General features: G+C 70.7%; 13 protein-coding genes. 7 read left to right on the top strand and 6 right to left on the bottom strand.

Annotated elements, in window-relative coordinates; all coding sequences use genetic code 11:
- Nucleotides 1-58: 58 nt before the first annotated feature.
- The 5 genes from KUM40_RS05990 to KUM40_RS05970 all read right to left on the bottom strand — a co-directional run bounded on the left by KUM40_RS05990 (nt 59) and on the right by KUM40_RS05970 (nt 5,758).
- The gene (locus tag KUM40_RS05990) at nt 59-514 is read right to left on the bottom strand and encodes a heat shock protein transcriptional repressor HspR (RefSeq protein ID WP_217163561.1); all 456 of its coding nucleotides are present in this window, start codon (nt 512-514) and stop codon (nt 59-61) included.
- Between the two features lie 5 nt (nt 515-519).
- Nucleotides 520-1,740, bottom strand: coding sequence for a molecular chaperone DnaJ (dnaJ, locus tag KUM40_RS05985; RefSeq protein WP_217163559.1), 1,221 nt, complete (start codon nt 1,738-1,740; stop codon nt 520-522).
- A gap of 36 nt (nt 1,741-1,776) precedes the next feature.
- On the bottom strand, nt 1,777-2,484 hold the full coding sequence (gene grpE / locus KUM40_RS05980; RefSeq protein ID WP_217163557.1) for a nucleotide exchange factor GrpE: 708 nt from the start codon (nt 2,482-2,484) through the stop codon (nt 1,777-1,779).
- A complete protein-coding gene (gene dnaK, locus KUM40_RS05975; RefSeq protein WP_217163555.1) occupies nt 2,481-4,346 on the bottom strand; it encodes a molecular chaperone DnaK in 1,866 nt (621 codons plus the stop codon). The genes grpE and dnaK overlap by 4 nt, the downstream gene beginning before the upstream one ends.
- Nucleotides 4,347-4,441: 95 nt before the next feature.
- A complete protein-coding gene (locus KUM40_RS05970) occupies nt 4,442-5,758 on the bottom strand; it encodes an MraY family glycosyltransferase (RefSeq protein ID WP_374227343.1) in 1,317 nt (438 codons plus the stop codon).
- Between the two features lie 244 nt (nt 5,759-6,002).
- Between KUM40_RS05970 and KUM40_RS05965 the strand changes: the two genes are divergently transcribed.
- The 5 genes from KUM40_RS05965 to KUM40_RS05945 all read left to right on the top strand — a co-directional run bounded on the left by KUM40_RS05965 (nt 6,003) and on the right by KUM40_RS05945 (nt 13,004).
- Nucleotides 6,003-8,285 carry a (Fe-S)-binding protein gene (locus KUM40_RS05965; protein ID WP_217163551.1) on the top strand — a complete coding sequence of 761 codons (2,283 nt, stop codon included), beginning with the start codon at nt 6,003-6,005 and terminating at the stop codon, nt 8,283-8,285.
- Nucleotides 8,286-8,439: 154 nt separating this feature from the next.
- Nucleotides 8,440-9,738 carry a VCBS repeat-containing protein gene (locus KUM40_RS05960; RefSeq protein ID WP_308401065.1) on the top strand — a complete coding sequence of 433 codons (1,299 nt, stop codon included), beginning with the start codon at nt 8,440-8,442 and terminating at the stop codon, nt 9,736-9,738.
- A 140-nt stretch (nt 9,739-9,878) separates the two neighbouring features.
- Nucleotides 9,879-10,454 (top strand): IS607 family transposase, encoded by a 576-nt coding sequence (locus tag KUM40_RS05955; RefSeq protein WP_217163547.1) that lies wholly within the window; start codon nt 9,879-9,881, stop codon nt 10,452-10,454.
- Complete coding sequence (tnpB, locus tag KUM40_RS05950; RefSeq protein WP_217163546.1) at nt 10,451-11,908, top strand: IS607 family element RNA-guided endonuclease TnpB; 1,458 nt, start codon at nt 10,451-10,453, stop codon at nt 11,906-11,908. Before KUM40_RS05955 ends, tnpB begins: the two co-directional genes overlap by 4 nt.
- Before the next feature lie 64 nt (nt 11,909-11,972).
- Nucleotides 11,973-13,004, top strand: coding sequence for a Yip1 family protein (locus tag KUM40_RS05945; RefSeq protein ID WP_217163544.1), 1,032 nt, complete (start codon nt 11,973-11,975; stop codon nt 13,002-13,004).
- A gap of 199 nt (nt 13,005-13,203) precedes the next feature.
- Here KUM40_RS05945 and KUM40_RS05940 read toward each other — a convergent pair whose 3' ends face one another.
- Nucleotides 13,204-13,803, bottom strand: a complete 600-nt coding sequence (locus tag KUM40_RS05940) for a TetR/AcrR family transcriptional regulator (RefSeq protein ID WP_217163541.1) — start codon at nt 13,801-13,803, stop codon at nt 13,204-13,206.
- A gap of 140 nt (nt 13,804-13,943) precedes the next feature.
- Between KUM40_RS05940 and KUM40_RS05935 the strand changes: the two genes are divergently transcribed.
- The gene (locus tag KUM40_RS05935) at nt 13,944-14,678 is read left to right on the top strand and encodes an SDR family NAD(P)-dependent oxidoreductase (RefSeq protein ID WP_217163539.1); all 735 of its coding nucleotides are present in this window, start codon (nt 13,944-13,946) and stop codon (nt 14,676-14,678) included.
- The gene (locus tag KUM40_RS05930; RefSeq protein ID WP_302180806.1) at nt 14,675-15,361 is read left to right on the top strand and encodes an NADPH-dependent F420 reductase; all 687 of its coding nucleotides are present in this window, start codon (nt 14,675-14,677) and stop codon (nt 15,359-15,361) included. Before KUM40_RS05935 ends, KUM40_RS05930 begins: the two co-directional genes overlap by 4 nt.
- Nucleotides 15,362-15,406 lie beyond the last annotated feature (45 nt).

Below are 15,406 nucleotides of genomic sequence, written 5' to 3'. Positions count from 1 at the left end.
CCGAGTCGGTCTCCGGGGCTGTCCATGCCGTTTTCCCTTGTGCCGCTTGCGCCGCCGGTCAGTCCGGGGGCTGGCCGTGGCGCTTGGGCCGCCACACCACGAGGGCGCTGGTCTGCTGTACCTCTTGGTAAGGGACCAGGTCACGGCGGTACGACGCGTGCACCGCCGCCTCGCGCTGGCGCATCGCCGTCGCCGCGCCCTCGAGGGCGTCGGCCAGCTCGGCCGCCCGGGCCTGGAGGGCCGCGACCTGGTTCTCCAGTTCGATGATGCGCTTGATGCCGGCCAGGTTGATGCCTTCGTGCTGCGACAACTGCTGGACCTGCCGGAGCAGTTCGATGTCGCGGGCCGAGTAGCGCCGGCCGCGGCCGGCCGTGCGGTCCGGGGAGACCAGGCCGAGGCGGTCGTACTGGCGCAGGGTCTGCGGGTGCAGGCCGGAGAGCTGGGCCGCCACCGAGATGACGTAGACCGGGGTGTCCTCGGTCAGTTCATACGGGTTGCGTCGACGACCGTCCATCCCCATCAAGCTCCCTTCGCGGCCTGGAACAACTCCGCCCGCGGATCCTCGTCCGCGGTCGCCTCGCGATACGCCTCCAGTGCGTCACGAGCCTTCCCCGTCAGGTCCTTGGGAACACTCACCTCCACGGTGACCAGAAGGTCGCCGCGGCTGCCGTCCTTGCGGACCGCGCCCTTGCCCCGGGCCCGCATGGTGCGGCCCCCCGGCGTGCCCGCCGGCAGCTTCAGCGTGACGGGCGGACCGCCCAGGGTGGGGACCCGGACCTCGCCGCCGAGGGCCGCCTCGGTGTAGGTGACCGGGACGGTGACGGTGAGGTGGTCGCCCCTGCGGCCGAAGACGGGGTGGTCCTCGACGTGCACGACCACGTACAGGTCGCCCGCCGGACCGCCCCGCTCGCCCGGCGTGCCCTTGCCGCGCAGCCGGATGCGCTGCCCGTCCGAGACCCCGGCGGGGATACGGACCTGCATCGTCCGCGAGGACTTGGCGCGTCCGGAGCCCTTGCAGACCTCGCAGGGGTCCTCGGCGATCAGGCCGCGGCCCTTGCAGTCCGGACACGGGTCGGTGAGCGAGAAGCCGCCGCCCGAGCCCCGGGCGACCTGGCCGGTGCCGACGCAGGTCGGGCACACGCGCGGCGTGCCGTTCTTGTCGCCGGTGCCGGAACAGGCCTTGCAGGGCGACTGCGAGGACATCCGCAGCGGGACGGTGGCGCCCTCGATGGCCTCCGTGAAGCTCAGGGTGACCTCGGACTCGATGTCCTGGCCGCGGCGCGGCTGCGTGCGCGTGCCGGTGCCGGTGCCGGTGCCAGGTGCGCCGCCGGTGCGGTTGAACAGGCCCCCGAAGACGTCCCCGAGTCCGCCGCCGAAGCCGCCGGCGCCACCCTGGCCGCCGGCTCCCCCGCCCTGGGCGCCGCCTCCGAAGAGGTCGCCCAGGTCGAAGTTGAAGCTGCCGCCGCCACCGCCCGCGCCCGGCCCCGGACGGTAACCTCCGTTGCCGAAGAGGGCGCGGGCCTCGTCGTACTCCTTGCGCTTCTTGGGGTCACCGAGGATGTCGTTGGCCTCGGAGATCTCCTTGAAGCGCTCCTCCGCCTTGACGTTTCCCTTGTTGGCGTCCGGGTGGTACTCGCGGGCGAGCTTCCGGTACGCCTTCTTGATCTCGGCCTCGGTGGCGTCCTTGGGGACGCCGAGGACCTTGTAGAAGTCCTTCTCGATGAAGTCCTTGGTGCTCATCCCCGACGTCCCTCCTTCCCGATTTCCGTGTTGACGTCAGCCCTCCTCCGGGCCACCGCTCTCCTTGCCCCCGGCGTTCCCGGCGTTACCGGTGCTTCCGGCGTTCCCGTCGTTGTCCGCGGGGTCGGCCTGGGCCTCGGCGCTCTCCTCGGCCGGCTTGGCGGGCTGCGCACCCGGCTGCGGCTCGGCGACCGCCACCCGCGCGGGGCGGATGGTGCGCTCGCCGAACCGGTACCCGGGCTGCAGGATCGCCACGCAGGTCGTCTCGGTGACGTCCGGTGCGTAGGAGTGCATCAGGGCCTCGTGGATCGTCGGGTCGAAGGGCTCGCCCTCCTTGCCGAACTGCTGGAGGCCCATCTTGGCGATGACCGTCTCCAGCGACTCCGCGACGGACTTGAAGCCGCCGACGAGTTCGCCGTGTTCCCGGGCGCGGCCGATGTCGTCGACCACGGGAAGCAGCTCGGACAGGAGGTTCGCGATCGCGACCTCCTTGACCGCGACGCGGTCCCGCTCGACCCGGCGGCGGTAGTTCTGGTACTCGGCCTGGAGTCGCTGGAGGTCCGCCGTGCGCTCACCGAGCGCCGTGCGCACCTGATCCAACTGGGCCACCAGGCCCGCGTTCTCGCTCGCGTCCCCGGCCGGGGCCGCCCCCTCTTCGGAGGCGGCCTTCGGCTCGGCGTCGTCAGGGGTGGCGCCGGAGGGGACGTCGGGCTTCTCGTCGAAACCCGGGGTCTCCTCCGTCACGCGGCACCGTCCTTGCGCTCGTCGTCCACGATCTCGGCGTCGACGACGTCGTCGTCGGCGCCGCTCTTGTCGTCGGCTCCGGCACCCTCACCGGCGCCCGGGGCGTCGCCGCCGGCGGCCTGCCCGGCCGCCGCGTCGGCGTACATGGCCTGGCCCAGCTTCTGCGAGACGGCGGCGACCTTCTCCGTGGCGGTGCGGATCTCGGCGGTGTCCTCGCCCTTGAGCTTCTCCTTCAGCTCGGCGACGGACTCCTCGACCTCGGTCTTGATCTCGCCGGGGACCTTGTCCTCGTTGTCCTTGAGGAACTTCTCCGTCTGGTAGACGAGCTGCTCGCCCTGGTTGCGGGACTCGGCGGCCTCGCGGCGGGCGTGGTCCTCCTCCGCGTACTTCTCGGCCTCCTGGCGCATCCGGTCGACCTCGTCCTTCGGCAGCGAGGAGCCGCCGGTGACGGTCATCTTCTGCTCCTTGCCCGTGCCCAGGTCCTTCGCGGTCACGTGCATGATGCCGTTGGCGTCGATGTCGAAGGCGACCTCGATCTGCGGGACGCCGCGGGGCGCCGGCGGCAGACCGGTCAGCTCGAACATCCCGAGCTTCTTGTTGTACGCCGCGATCTCGCGCTCGCCCTGGTAGACCTGGATCTGCACGGAGGGCTGGTTGTCCTCGGCGGTGGTGAAGATCTCCGAACGCTTCGTCGGGATCGTCGTGTTCCGCTCGATCAGCTTGGTCATGATGCCGCCCTTGGTCTCGATGCCGAGGGACAGCGGGGTGACGTCGAGGAGCAGGACGTCCTTGACCTCGCCCTTGAGGACACCGGCCTGCAGGGCGGCGCCGATGGCGACGACCTCGTCCGGGTTGACGCCCTTGTTGGCGTCCTTGCCGCCGGTCAGCTCCTTGACCAGCTCGGCGACGGCGGGCATACGGGTGGAGCCACCGACGAGAACGACGTGGTCGATCTCGCTGAGCTGGATGCCGGCGTCCTTGATGACGTTGTGGAACGGCGTCTTGCAGCGCTCCAGCAGGTCGGACGTCAACTGCTGGAACTGGGCGCGGGTGAGCTTCTCGTCCAGGTGCAGCGGGCCCTCGGCGGACGCCGTGATGTAGGGGAGGTTGATCGAGGTCTCGGTGGACGAGGACAGCTCGATCTTGGCCTTCTCGGCGGCCTCGCGCAGGCGCTGGAGGGCCATCTTGTCCTTGCCGAGGTCCACGCCGTGGCCGGACTGGAACTGCTTGACCAGGTAGTCGACGACGCGCTGGTCCCAGTCGTCACCACCGAGGTTGTTGTCACCGTTGGTGGCCTTCACCTCGACGACGCCGTCGCCGATCTCGAGCAGCGAGACGTCGAACGTGCCGCCACCGAGGTCGAAGACCAGGATGACCTGCTCTTCCTTGTCCAGGCCGTACGCCAGCGCGGCGGCGGTCGGCTCGTTGACGATGCGCAGGACGTTGAGGCCCGCGATCTCACCGGCCTCCTTGGTGGCCTGGCGCTCGGCGTCGTTGAAGTACGCCGGGACGGTGATGACCGCGTCGGTCACCTTCTCGCCCAGGTAGGACTCGGCGTCCCGCTTCAGCTTCTGCAGCACGAAGGCGCTGATCTGCTGCGGGTTGAAGTCCTTGCCGTCCAGGTTGACCTTCCAGTCGGTGCCCATGTGACGCTTGACCGAGCGGATGGTCCTGTCGACGTTCGTGACCGCCTGGCGCTTGGCCACCTCGCCGACGAGCACCTCGCCGTTCTTGGCGAAGGCGACGACGGACGGCGTGGTCCTGGCGCCCTCGGCGTTGGTGATGACGGTGGGCTCGCCGCCCTCCAGAACGCTGACGACGGAGTTAGTCGTGCCCAGGTCGATGCCGACCGCACGTGCCATGGTGAATAACCTCCAGCTGACTTGAGTGGAACAGGCTCAAGTGTGCACGACACCCGGCAATGGGTCAACAGAGGTGAGTCGAGCGGACTCAACTCTTATCTGTTCCTTACACGCAACGCCATCCTGACCTGCGCATTCTCGGCACTCCCCGCCTGACGAACCGGGAAAATCGTCCCCCGACAGGACGCACCCTCCGGGGTTCCGGTTGCCCCGGGAGACTCCTGGGACTCCGCGTACGGACGACGGGCCGGGGCCGCGGGGACAGGAGCTGCGGGGACCAGCGCCGCGCCGGGAGCCCGGAGTCCGGGGACGGCGACACCGGGGACCGGCCCGCCGGGGACCGAGGCCCCGGCGACCGGGGCTCGCGCCACCGCGCCCCCCGGGCTGCCCCCGACGCCCACGGCACGCCCTGCACGCCCTGCACGCCCTGCACGCCGCCGAGCCCCGTACACCCGTACCCGCAACAGCCCGACGACCCCCGCGGCCGTCCCGCCCGCCACCCACAGCACCGCCGACCCGCCCACCCGGCCGGTGTGCGCGAGCACGCCCACGAGCACCGCGCAGAACGCGGCCCCGCCGAGAACGACCACCGCGCCCTGCGCGGTGAGCCCGAGCCGCCGCAGCCGGTGCGCGAGATGGTCGGGCCCGCCGCGCAGCAGGGGCCGTCCGGCCAGCCGGCGCGAGAGGAGCACGAGGACGGCGTCGGCGACCGCCACGGCGGTCAGCGCGAACAGCACCCCCGCGCCACTGCCGGGCTCGTACCCCGCGCGGGTGAAGACGGCGACCCCGGCGAGCAGGAAGCCCGTGAAGAGCGACCCGCACGCACCGAGCGCGATCCGCGCGGGATGCCGGTTGTGCAGCAGGAACCCGGCGAGCGCGGCGGCCAGCGCGAGCAGCAGCACCGCGGGCCCGTCCATCAGCTCCGCCGCGGCACAGGCGCCGACCCCGAAGGCGGTCACGACCCCCACCGTGCCGGCCACCCCGTCGGCGTGGTCGAGCCCCCGGAAGGCGGCGGTGAACAGCGCGATCCAGCCCACGGCGAGCGCCCCGAGCACCGGCCCGGTCTCGCCGTACGGCACCACGCAGGCCGCCGCGACGGCCGTACCGGCGAGGAGCCACCGGCGCCGCAGCCGCCAGAGGTCGGCGGCCAGGCCGAGGGCGCCGACGGCGGTCGCGGCCACGAGCAGCCGGCCGGTGGACGAACCGAGCGGCACGACGCCGGACCGGTCGCCGACCCACGCGACCAGCCCGGTGACGAGGGCGACGGCCACCCCGCCGACCAGCGGGACGGGCCGCTGCCGTCGCCGGTCGACGAGGGCCAGCCGCAGGGCGGGCGCCCTCAGCAGCGCGGCGAGGAGGGCGGTGAGGAGGAAGGAGGCGGTGGCGGCGGCGATCCCGTAGAGCACGGACACAAGTTATGCCGAATATCACGTTTTGCGACGAATCGCGCGTCCGGCTCGGCGTGGCGTCGCACCCCCAACGCGGCGCATGGGACGCCATGGGGCGCGGCGCGGTCAGGGTTGCCTCAGCGACGCAGATCACCGCACGTCCGGCTACAGTGCGGCGGAGGATGGGGGTACTCTCAGACGAACTGAATAAGTTACCGCTTAGTAATACCGCCCCCCTCGCAACCTCGCAGGCCCGAGGAGCCCTCACATGCAACTCGCCGCGATCATCGTGTCGCTGGTCCTGATCGTGGTCGGTGTCGCACTGTTCGGCCGCGCCGTCCTGCAGATCTACACCTACATGCGGCTGGGCCAGCCCGTACCGGCCGGAACACGGACCAACGACCCCGTGGACCGAACCGTCACCGTGGCCAGGGAGTTCCTCGGCCACACCCGGATGAACCGCTGGGGCATCGTCGGGGTGGCGCACTGGTTCGTGGCGGTGGGCTTCTTCTCCCTGCTGCTGACGATCGTCAACGCGATCGGCCAGCTCTTCGAGGCCGACTGGATCCTGCCGGTCATCGGCGACTGGGCGCCGTACAACGTCTTCGTCGAGTTCATCGGCACGATGACGGTGATCGGCATCCTGGTCCTGATCGCGATCCGCCAGGTGAGCAAGCCGAACCGGCCGGGCCGCAAGTCCCGCTTCGCCGGCTCCAACTTCGGCCAGGCGTACTTCGTCGAGGCCGTCATCCTGGTCGTCGGCGTCTGCATCTTCATGCTGCACGCGCTGGAGGGCGCCCTCCACCACGTGGACGGCTACGAGGCGTCGTTCTTCCTCTCGTACCCGGTCGTCTCCGCGCTGCGGGACGTGGACCTCTCCACGCTCCAGAACCTCGTCTACTTCTTCGCCGGCCTGAAGATCGCGACCTCCTTCATCTGGATGATCACGGTCGCCCTGAAGACCGACATGGGTGTGGCCTGGCACCGCTTCCTCGCCTTCCCGAACATCTGGTTCAAGCGCGACGCGAAGGGCGGCACCGCGCTGGGTCCGCTGCTGCCTATGACGTCGGGCGGCGAGCCGATCGACTTCACCGACCCGGGCGAGGACGACGTCTTCGGCGTCTCCCAGGTCGAGCAGTTCTCCTGGAAGGGCCTGCTGGACTTCTCCACCTGCACCGAGTGCGGGCGCTGCCAGTCGCAGTGCCCCGCCTGGAACACCGGCAAGCCGCTCTCCCCCAAGCTCCTGATCATGTCCCTGCGCGACCACGCGCACGCCAAGGCCCCCTACCTGCTGGCCGGCGGCGGCAAGACGACGGAGGGCGAGGAGAAGGCGTCCGCCGAGCAGCTCAAGGACGTCCCCGCGGCCGCTCTCGCGGAGGCCGAGCGCCCGCTGATCGGCACGCTCGAGGAGAACGGCGTCATCGACCCGGACGTCCTGTGGTCCTGCACCACCTGCGGCGCCTGCGTCGAGCAGTGCCCGGTGGACATCGAGCACGTCGACCACATCGTCGACATGCGCCGCTACCAGGTCATGATCGAGTCGGCGTTCCCGTCCGAGGCCGGCACGATGCTCAAGAACCTGGAGAAGAAGGGCAACCCCTGGGGCCTGGCCAAGAAGCAGCGCCTGGAGTGGCTCAAGGAGCTGGACTTCGAGGTCCCGGTCGTCGGCAAGGACATCGAGGACCTCACCGAGGTCGAGTACCTGTACTGGGTCGGCTGCGCCGGCGCCCTCGAGGACCGCGCCAAGAAGACCACCAAGGCCTTCGCCGAGCTGCTGCACATCGCGGGCGTCAAGTTCGCGATCATGGGCGGCGACGAGAAGTGCACCGGTGACTCGGCGCGGCGGCTGGGCAACGAGCCGTTGTTCCAGGAGCTGGGCATGGAGAACGTCATGTCCCTCAACGCCGCCTTCGGCGAGGAGATGGACGACGACGGCAAGGTCACCGAGGAGTCGCGGAAGCCCAAGTCGGCGAAGAAGATCGTCGCCACCTGCCCGCACTGCCTCAACACCCTCGGCAACGAGTACCCGCAGCTCGGCGGCAACTACGAGGTCATCCACCACACCCAGCTTCTCCAGCACCTGGTCGACGAGGGCAAGCTGCTCCCGGTCACCCCGGTCGAGGGCATCATCACCTACCACGACCCGTGCTACCTGGGCCGCCACAACAAGATCTACACGCCGCCGCGCGAGATCATCGCCGCCGTCCCGGGCGTCCGGAACGAGGAGATGCACCGCCACAAGGAGCGCGGCTTCTGCTGCGGCGCGGGCGGCGCGCGGATGTGGATGGAGGAGCGGATCGGCAAGCGCGTCAACAACGAGCGCGTCGACGAGGCGCTGTCGGTCAACCCCGACATCGTGTCGACGGCCTGTCCGTTCTGCCTCGTGATGCTCACCGACTCCGTCAACGGCAAGAAGAACGATGGCAAGGCCAAGGAGTCCATCCAGGTCGTCGACGTCGCCCAGCTCCTGCTGGACTCCGTCAGGACCCCGGCCGACCCGGCCGGCGAGCCGGAGACGGAGAGCGAGCCGACGCCGGAGCCGGTGAAGTAGCCCCTCTCGCCGTCGCGGTAGCCGCTCTCCCGACCGACACCCCCGGGTTCCATGCGAACCCGGGGGTGTCGCCGTATGTCGAACACGTGCATCATTACTCGGTCGTTGTCGTTGTCGGTGATGCGGGTTGATGTTGATACGGACGAGGTGGACGGTGCGCCCCAGACACAGCACCCTGACCGGCACAGCCGCCGCCCTCGGCTGCCTGCTGCTGCTCACCGCCTGCGGCCACGGCCCGGCGGAGGCCACCAAGGACACCGCCCCCACCCCCGTACGCGCCGCCCAGGCCCCCGCCCCGCTCCCCGTCCCGCACGGCAGCGGCAGCGAGGCCGCCGACGACTTCAACGGCGACGGCCACCGCGACCTCGTCCTCGACGACCTGGTCAAGGCGCAGAGCCACGCGGACGACGCCGGCATCGGCATCGTCTACGGCTCGTCCCGCGGACTGGTCCCCGGCGCCCGGCAGTTGCTCACCCCGAAGAAGTACGCGGCCCCCACCGACGGGCAGTTTCCGGCCGTCTTCGACGCCGAGGCGAGCTGCGACCTCGACGGCGACGGCTTCACCGACCTGGTGGTCACCACCGACCCGCCCTACGACGGCCGGGGCCGGCCTCCGGTCCCCCTCCAGCTCCTCTTCGGCTCCCCGTCGGGACCGGCCGACCGCGCGGTCCCGCTGACCGTCCCCGCCGAGGCCCGCTACGGCAACGACTGGCCCGAGCGACCGGTGTGCGGCGACTTCGACGGCGACGGCGCCGAGGATCTCGTCGTCCACGCCTCGGCCGGCCGCCTCAGCTATCTGCGCGGCCCCTTCACCCGCAAGGGCGCACCGCACGAGGCCGCCGCGCCCGTCCCCTCCCCCGGCGAGGCACCGACCGGCCCCGCCGCCGACGTGAACCGCGACGGGTACGACGACCTGGTCGTCCGCGCCTCCGCCGGCCCCGGCAAGGCGGCCGTCGTCCTGGGCGGCCCCGACGGCCCGACCCGCACCGGGGTCACCCTCCCCACCGGCGTCGACGTCGCCCTCGGCGCCTTCGGGCGCGGCAAGGCGCTGGACGCGGCGGTGGGCGACACGGACGGCACGGCCCTGCGCTTCGACCTGCCCACCCCCCGGCGGGGCACCCTCGACACCCCCGGCACCCAGCTCGACGCCGCCGACTTCGACGGCGACGGTCTGATGGAGCTGGTCACCGTCGACTCCGGCGTACGCGTCCTCCCGGTCCGCGGAACGGTCCCGACGACGCGGGGCGCGGTCACGGTGGAGCCCGCCGCCGAGGGGACGACGCGGGTGCTGACGGCGGGCGACTTCGACGGCGACGGCCGGGCGGACCTGGTCGTGCGGACGTACCAGGGCGACACGAAGGACACGGTCGAGGTCCACCGGGGCGCGGCGAAGGGGCTGGTGACGGCGGAGGCCGCGGTCACCTTCTCGACCTCGCAGTTCCTGGCCCCGTAGGGGACCAGCGGGGGATGCGCGGAGCCCGCCGGTCGGACCTCAGGGAGTCCTCGGGCACCACCCGTAAGGACGAAGACTGCTACAGATGTTCTAGTCATTCATAGTCATTTCTAGTCGTGTGTCTCACATAGTTTGGTCTCGTGAAGCTTTCGGAGTGGGCCCGTCGGCAGGGCGTGAGCTACCAGACCGCCTGGCGATGGGTGAAGGACGGGAAGATGCCCGTCCCGGTCCGCCAGGCGCCTTCCGGTACGTGGCTGGTCGACGAGGTCGCCGTCCAGCCGTCCGGACGTGTGGTGGCGTACTGCCGCGTGTCGTCCGCCGACCAGAAGGCCGACCTTCAGCGGCAGGCGGCCCGGGTCGTGTCCGGCGCGAACGGGCTGGGCCTGGCCGTCGCCGAGGTCGTCACCGAGGCCGACTCGGGACTGAACGGCCGGCGCCGCAAGCTGCACCGGGTACTGTCCGACCCGCAGGCGGCGGTGATCGTGGTCGAGCACCGTGACCGGCTGGCCCGGTTCGGGGTCGAGCACCTGGAGGCCGTGCTGTCGGCGTCCGGGCGGCGCCTGGTCGTCCTCGACCCCACCGAGACCGCTGACGACCTGGTGCGGGACATCACCGAGGTGCTTACCTCGATGTGCGCGGGCCTGTACGGGCGCCGCGCGGCGAAGAACCGCGCTGCCCGCGCGGTGGCCGTGGCGACCGGCGAGGCAGCCGAGTGAAGAAGTTCCAGCCGCAGCCCGGGTTCGTGGTGCAGGCGTTCCGGTTCGCCCTGGACCCGAACGCCGCCCAGGAGGCCGCGTTGCGCTCGCACTGCGGTGCCGCGCGTGCCGCCTACAACTGGGCTGTCGGCTGGGTGACCGCGTCGTGGTGGCAGCGCCGCGCGGAGGAGACCTACGGCGTCCCCGAGGCGCGGCTGACCCAGTGGCGGCCGTGGTCGCTGCCCTCACTGCGCAAGGCGTTCAACGAGGCCAAGCACACCGACCCGAGGTTCGCCGCCTGGTGGGAGGAGAACTCCAAGGAGGCGTACAACACCGGCCTCGCCAACGCCGCTGCCGCGTTCGACAACTACACCAAGTCCAAGCAGGGCAAGCGGCACGGCAAGCGCATGGGTACGCCCCGCTTCAAATCGAAGCGGAAGGCACGTCTCGCCTGCCGGTTCACCACCGGCACGATCCGCGTGGACGCCGACGGCAGGCACGTCACCCTGCCGAGGCTGGGCACGCTCCGCACCCACGAGCCCACGATGAAACTCCTCGCCCGCGTCCAGGCCGGGACCGCCCGGATCCTGTCCGCGACCGTCCGCCACGAGCGGGGACGCTGGCTCGTCTCCTTCCAGGCCGAGGTCAAGCGCGACCTCGAACGCGTGGCCCGGCCGGACGTGGCGGTCGGCATCGACCTCGGCGTGAAGACCCTCGCCGTGATGGCCGACAGCACGGGCGAGATCCGCACCGTCGCGAACCCCGGACACTACGACCGGGCCCTGGGGCAGCTGCGCCGCGCCTGTCGGACCGTGTCCCGCCGCCAGGGCCCCGACCGCCGCACCGGACGCAAGCCGTCTAAGCGGTGGGAGAAGGCCAACGCCGCCCGCAACCGCGTGCACCACCGGGTGGCGAACCTCCGCGAAGACGCCCTGCACAAGCTCACCACGAGCGTTGCCGCAGAGTACGGCACCGTCGTGGTCGAAGACCTGAACGTCGCCGGGATGCTCCGCAACCGGCGCCTCGCGCGCAGGATCGCCGACGCCGGGTTCGGCGAGATCCGCCGCCAGCTCGACTACAAGACCCGCCGGCGCCACGCCACCCGCCTCGTGGCCGCGGACCGCTGGTACCCGTCCTCGAAGACCTGTTCCGGGTGCGGCGCGGTAAAAGCCAAGCTGCCGCTGCACGTGAGGACCTACCAGTGCGACGCCTGCAGCCTGGTCATCGACCGGGACGACAACGCCGCACTCAACCTCGCCGCCCTCGCGGCAGCCTGCATGACTGGTACCGGAGTGGCCGGAGACCAGGACACCACCGAGGTGGTGTCGAAGCCTCGTGGAGCCGACCGGAAGACCCGCGCCATCCGCACCCGCCGCAAGGCGGAGGCGGGGCGGGCAGGTGGCGCAACCCTGCCGCACCAGCGGCAGGAGGAAGCGAGAGACCGTACTCACGCCGAAGCCCTCACGCTTTGGTGACGAGACGGACCTTCCGGGCCGGAGAGCCCGGGATGCCGAGACCTGACTACGGTCTCGGCAACGGATGTCACAGCTCGGCAGCAAAGGACGCCCCGAATGGCCGGGCCCCGCACCTCACTCTCCGGGACCAGGTACGTTCGAAGGCGTGGCTGGATTCAGGATCGGACGCGGCCGGGACAACGGCGCTCCAAACGCGCGACCGCAACGCCCTCCGTACGGACAGCAGGCGCCCCAGGGACCGTCGTACGGCGGTCCCGCGACGCCTCAGCCCCCGTACCCGCAGCAGCCGTACGGGGGTGGTGCCCCCGGTCCCGGCCCCGGCCCCGGCGGATCCCCGTGGCCGCAGGCGCCCGGCGGCGGGCACGGTGAGCCGGAGTACTTCGGCGACGGCGGCTACGGCCAGGGCGGCCCGCACGGCGGACATCCCCAGCAGGCCCCGTACGACCCGTACGCGGCCAACAACCCGGGCCACACCCAGGCGTTCAGGGTCGACGACCCCTACAACCAGGGCGACACCTACCGCGCCGGTAACGCCCCCGCGCCCGGGCCGGTCGGCCCCCGTCTGCACTGGAAGGACCTGCTGAGGGGCGTCGTCCTCGCGCCCAACCAGACCTTCCTCCAGATGCGGGACTACGCGATGTGGGCCCCGGCGCTCATCGTGACGTTCCTCTACGGCCTGCTGGCGGTCTTCGGCTTCGACGGCGCCCGCGAGGAGGCGATCAACGCCACCCTCTCGAACGCGGTCCCGATCGTCCTGACCACGGCGGTCGCGATGGTGCTGAGCGCCTTCGTCCTGGGCGTGGTCACCCACACCCTGGCCCGCCAGTTGGGCGGCGACGGCGCCTGGCAGCCGACGGTCGGCCTCTCCATGCTGATCATGTCCCTCACGGACGCGCCCCGCCTGCTCTTCGCCCTGTTCCTCGGCGGCGACGCGTCCTTCGTCCAGGTCCTCGGCTGGGCCACCTGGGTCGCGGCCGGCGCCCTGCTGACCCTGATGGTCAGCCGCTCCCACGACCTGCCCTGGCCGAAGGCGCTCGGCGCGTCCGCGATCCAGCTCGTCGCCCTGCTGTCGATCGTGAAGCTGGGCACGTTCTGACCCGCTCCCCCGCAGACACGACAGAAACAGAAGGGGCTCCCGGCCGCGACGGCCGGGAGCCCCTTCTCTTGGATCCGAGTTCTTCCCGGATCCGAACTCTTCCTTGATCCAAGCCACCGCACCGGCCGCGCCGAACTCGGCGTCGTCTTCCGGCCGACGAGGCGCGATCGGGCCGTCAGACCATCAGACAGTCAGGCCGTCACCGGCCTCCCACCGGAACGGGAGCGGTCCCGGGGATGGCGTTGTCGATGAGGACGGCCGCGATGGCCGCGGCGGCGGGGAAGGACTCGCTGTTGAGGACTCGGGTGCGGGCCGAGGCGCCGTCGATGAGCAGCGCCAGTTGTTCGCCGAGTTGTTCGGGGTTGGTGGCGCCGGCTTCGCGGGCGGTTTCGGTGAGCCGCGCCGCGATGGCGGTCTTGTAGTCGCGTGCGTACTGGGACGCGGGGTGTTGGGGGTCGTGGAGTTCGACGGCCGCCGCGATGTAGGGGCACAGGGGCGTGGACGCGGGCATCTCGAAGGCGGCGAGGAGTCGTTCGCGGGGTGTGAGGTCGGTGCGGTCGAACACTCCGGGCATGACGTCGGGATCGAATCGGCGCAGGTATTCGGCGACGAGTTCGTCCTTGCCGGCGAAGTGCTGGTAGGCCGTGCGCTTGGACACCTGGGCCACGGCGCAGAGCTGGTCCATGCCGGTGCGGTTGATGCCCTGATCGCGGAACAGTTGCTGTGACGCGCTGAGGATGCGCTCGCGAGCGCCCCTGCCGCGGCGCCGGCCCAGGGGGCCCTTCTCCAACTCCGTCATGCCTCCAGTATAGACCCGCTCGGTACAGATCGGTGTACGTAGCTTGCACTCCGAACGGCCCCCGAGTACGTTAAGTACACAGTTTGGTGTGCATAAAAACCGAACCGTTTCGGATACCCGTCAATTTCAACGGAGTGATCATGGGAAAGCTCGATGGCAAGGTAGCGGTGATTACCGGCGGATCCACCGGCCTGGCACTGGCCGGCGCCAAACTGTTCGTCGAGGAGGGAGCGCACGTCTTCATCCAGGCGCGGCGGCAGGAAGCCCTGGACGACGCCGTCAGGCTGATCGGCCGCAACGTCACCGCCGTCCAGGGTGACGCGGCCGAACTGGACGACCTGGACCGCTTGTACGACACCGTCAAGCGGGAAAAGGGCTCGATCGACGTGCTGTGGGCCAGCGCCGGGATGGGCGAACCCGCCGTCCTCGGCGAGATCACCGAGGACCAGTTCCACCGCGCCTTCTCGCTCAACGCGCGCGGCACCCTGTTCACCGTGCAGAAGGCACTGCCGCTGATCAACGACAACGGCTCGATCCTCATGACCGGATCCAACGCCTCCCTCGGCGCCTTCCCCGGCTGGAGCCTCTACGCGGGAAGCAAGGCCGTCCAGCAGGCCTGGGCCCGCGTCTGGCTCAACGAACTGCGCGACCGCAGGATCCGGGTCAACGTCCTGACCCCCGGCCAGGTCGGCACCGCCAAACAGGAAGAACTGTTCGACGAGGCGACCAAGGCCGCATTCGAGTCCCTCATCCCCCGCGGAAAGATGGGCCGCCCCGAAGAGATCGCCAGCGTCGCCCTGTTCCTCGCCTCCGACGACTCCAGCTACGTAAACGGCCTGGAACTGGTCGCCGACGGCGGCACCACCGCCATCTGAACCACACAGCCCGCAACGAGACAGAGCGACACCTCGCGAAGAGGAAGAGAGCACACCTCATGAGCAGCATCACCCTCATCGGTACGGGGAACATGGCCCGTACCATCGGCACACTCGCGGTGGCGGGCGGCAACACCGTCGAGGTCATGGGCCGCGATCAGTCCAAGGCCGACGCCCTGGCCAAGACCCTGGGCGGCGACACGACGACGGGCAGGTGGGGCGCCGTCCCGGCCGGGGACATCGTCATCACGGCCCTGTTGTACGACGGTGTCGTTCCGGTCGTCGCCGAGTACGCGGACGCCCTCGCGGGCAAGGTCGTCGTCGACATCAGCAACCCCTTCAACGCCACGTTCGACGGGCTGGCCCACAGCGAGGAGACCTCGATCGCGCAGGAGGTCGCCAAGGTGGCCCCGGCCGGCGCCAGCGTGGTGAAGGCGTTCAACACCATCTTCCGCAACGTCCTGGAGAAGGGCCGGCCCGACGTCTTCGTCGCCGGCGACAACGCGCGGGCAAAGGCGGACGTGGCGGCATTCGTCGAGAGCCTCGGGCTGCGCCCGCTGGACGTCGGCGGCCTGAGAATGGCGCACTGGCTGGAGGGAATGGGCGTGGTCACGGTGGGCCTGGCCGGCAACGGGGTCGGCCACTGGGACTTCGCCCTCGGCGCCAACGAATTCACCGGCTGAGCCGGCGAACAGGGCACCGTGCGCCCTGACAATGGCTGACCGGCC

The organism is Streptomyces sp. AC512_CC834 (genome assembly GCF_019049325.1).
Classification (GTDB): Bacteria; Actinomycetota; Actinomycetes; order Streptomycetales; family Streptomycetaceae; genus Streptomyces.
This window is presented reverse-complemented; position numbering and strand designations above follow the sequence as displayed.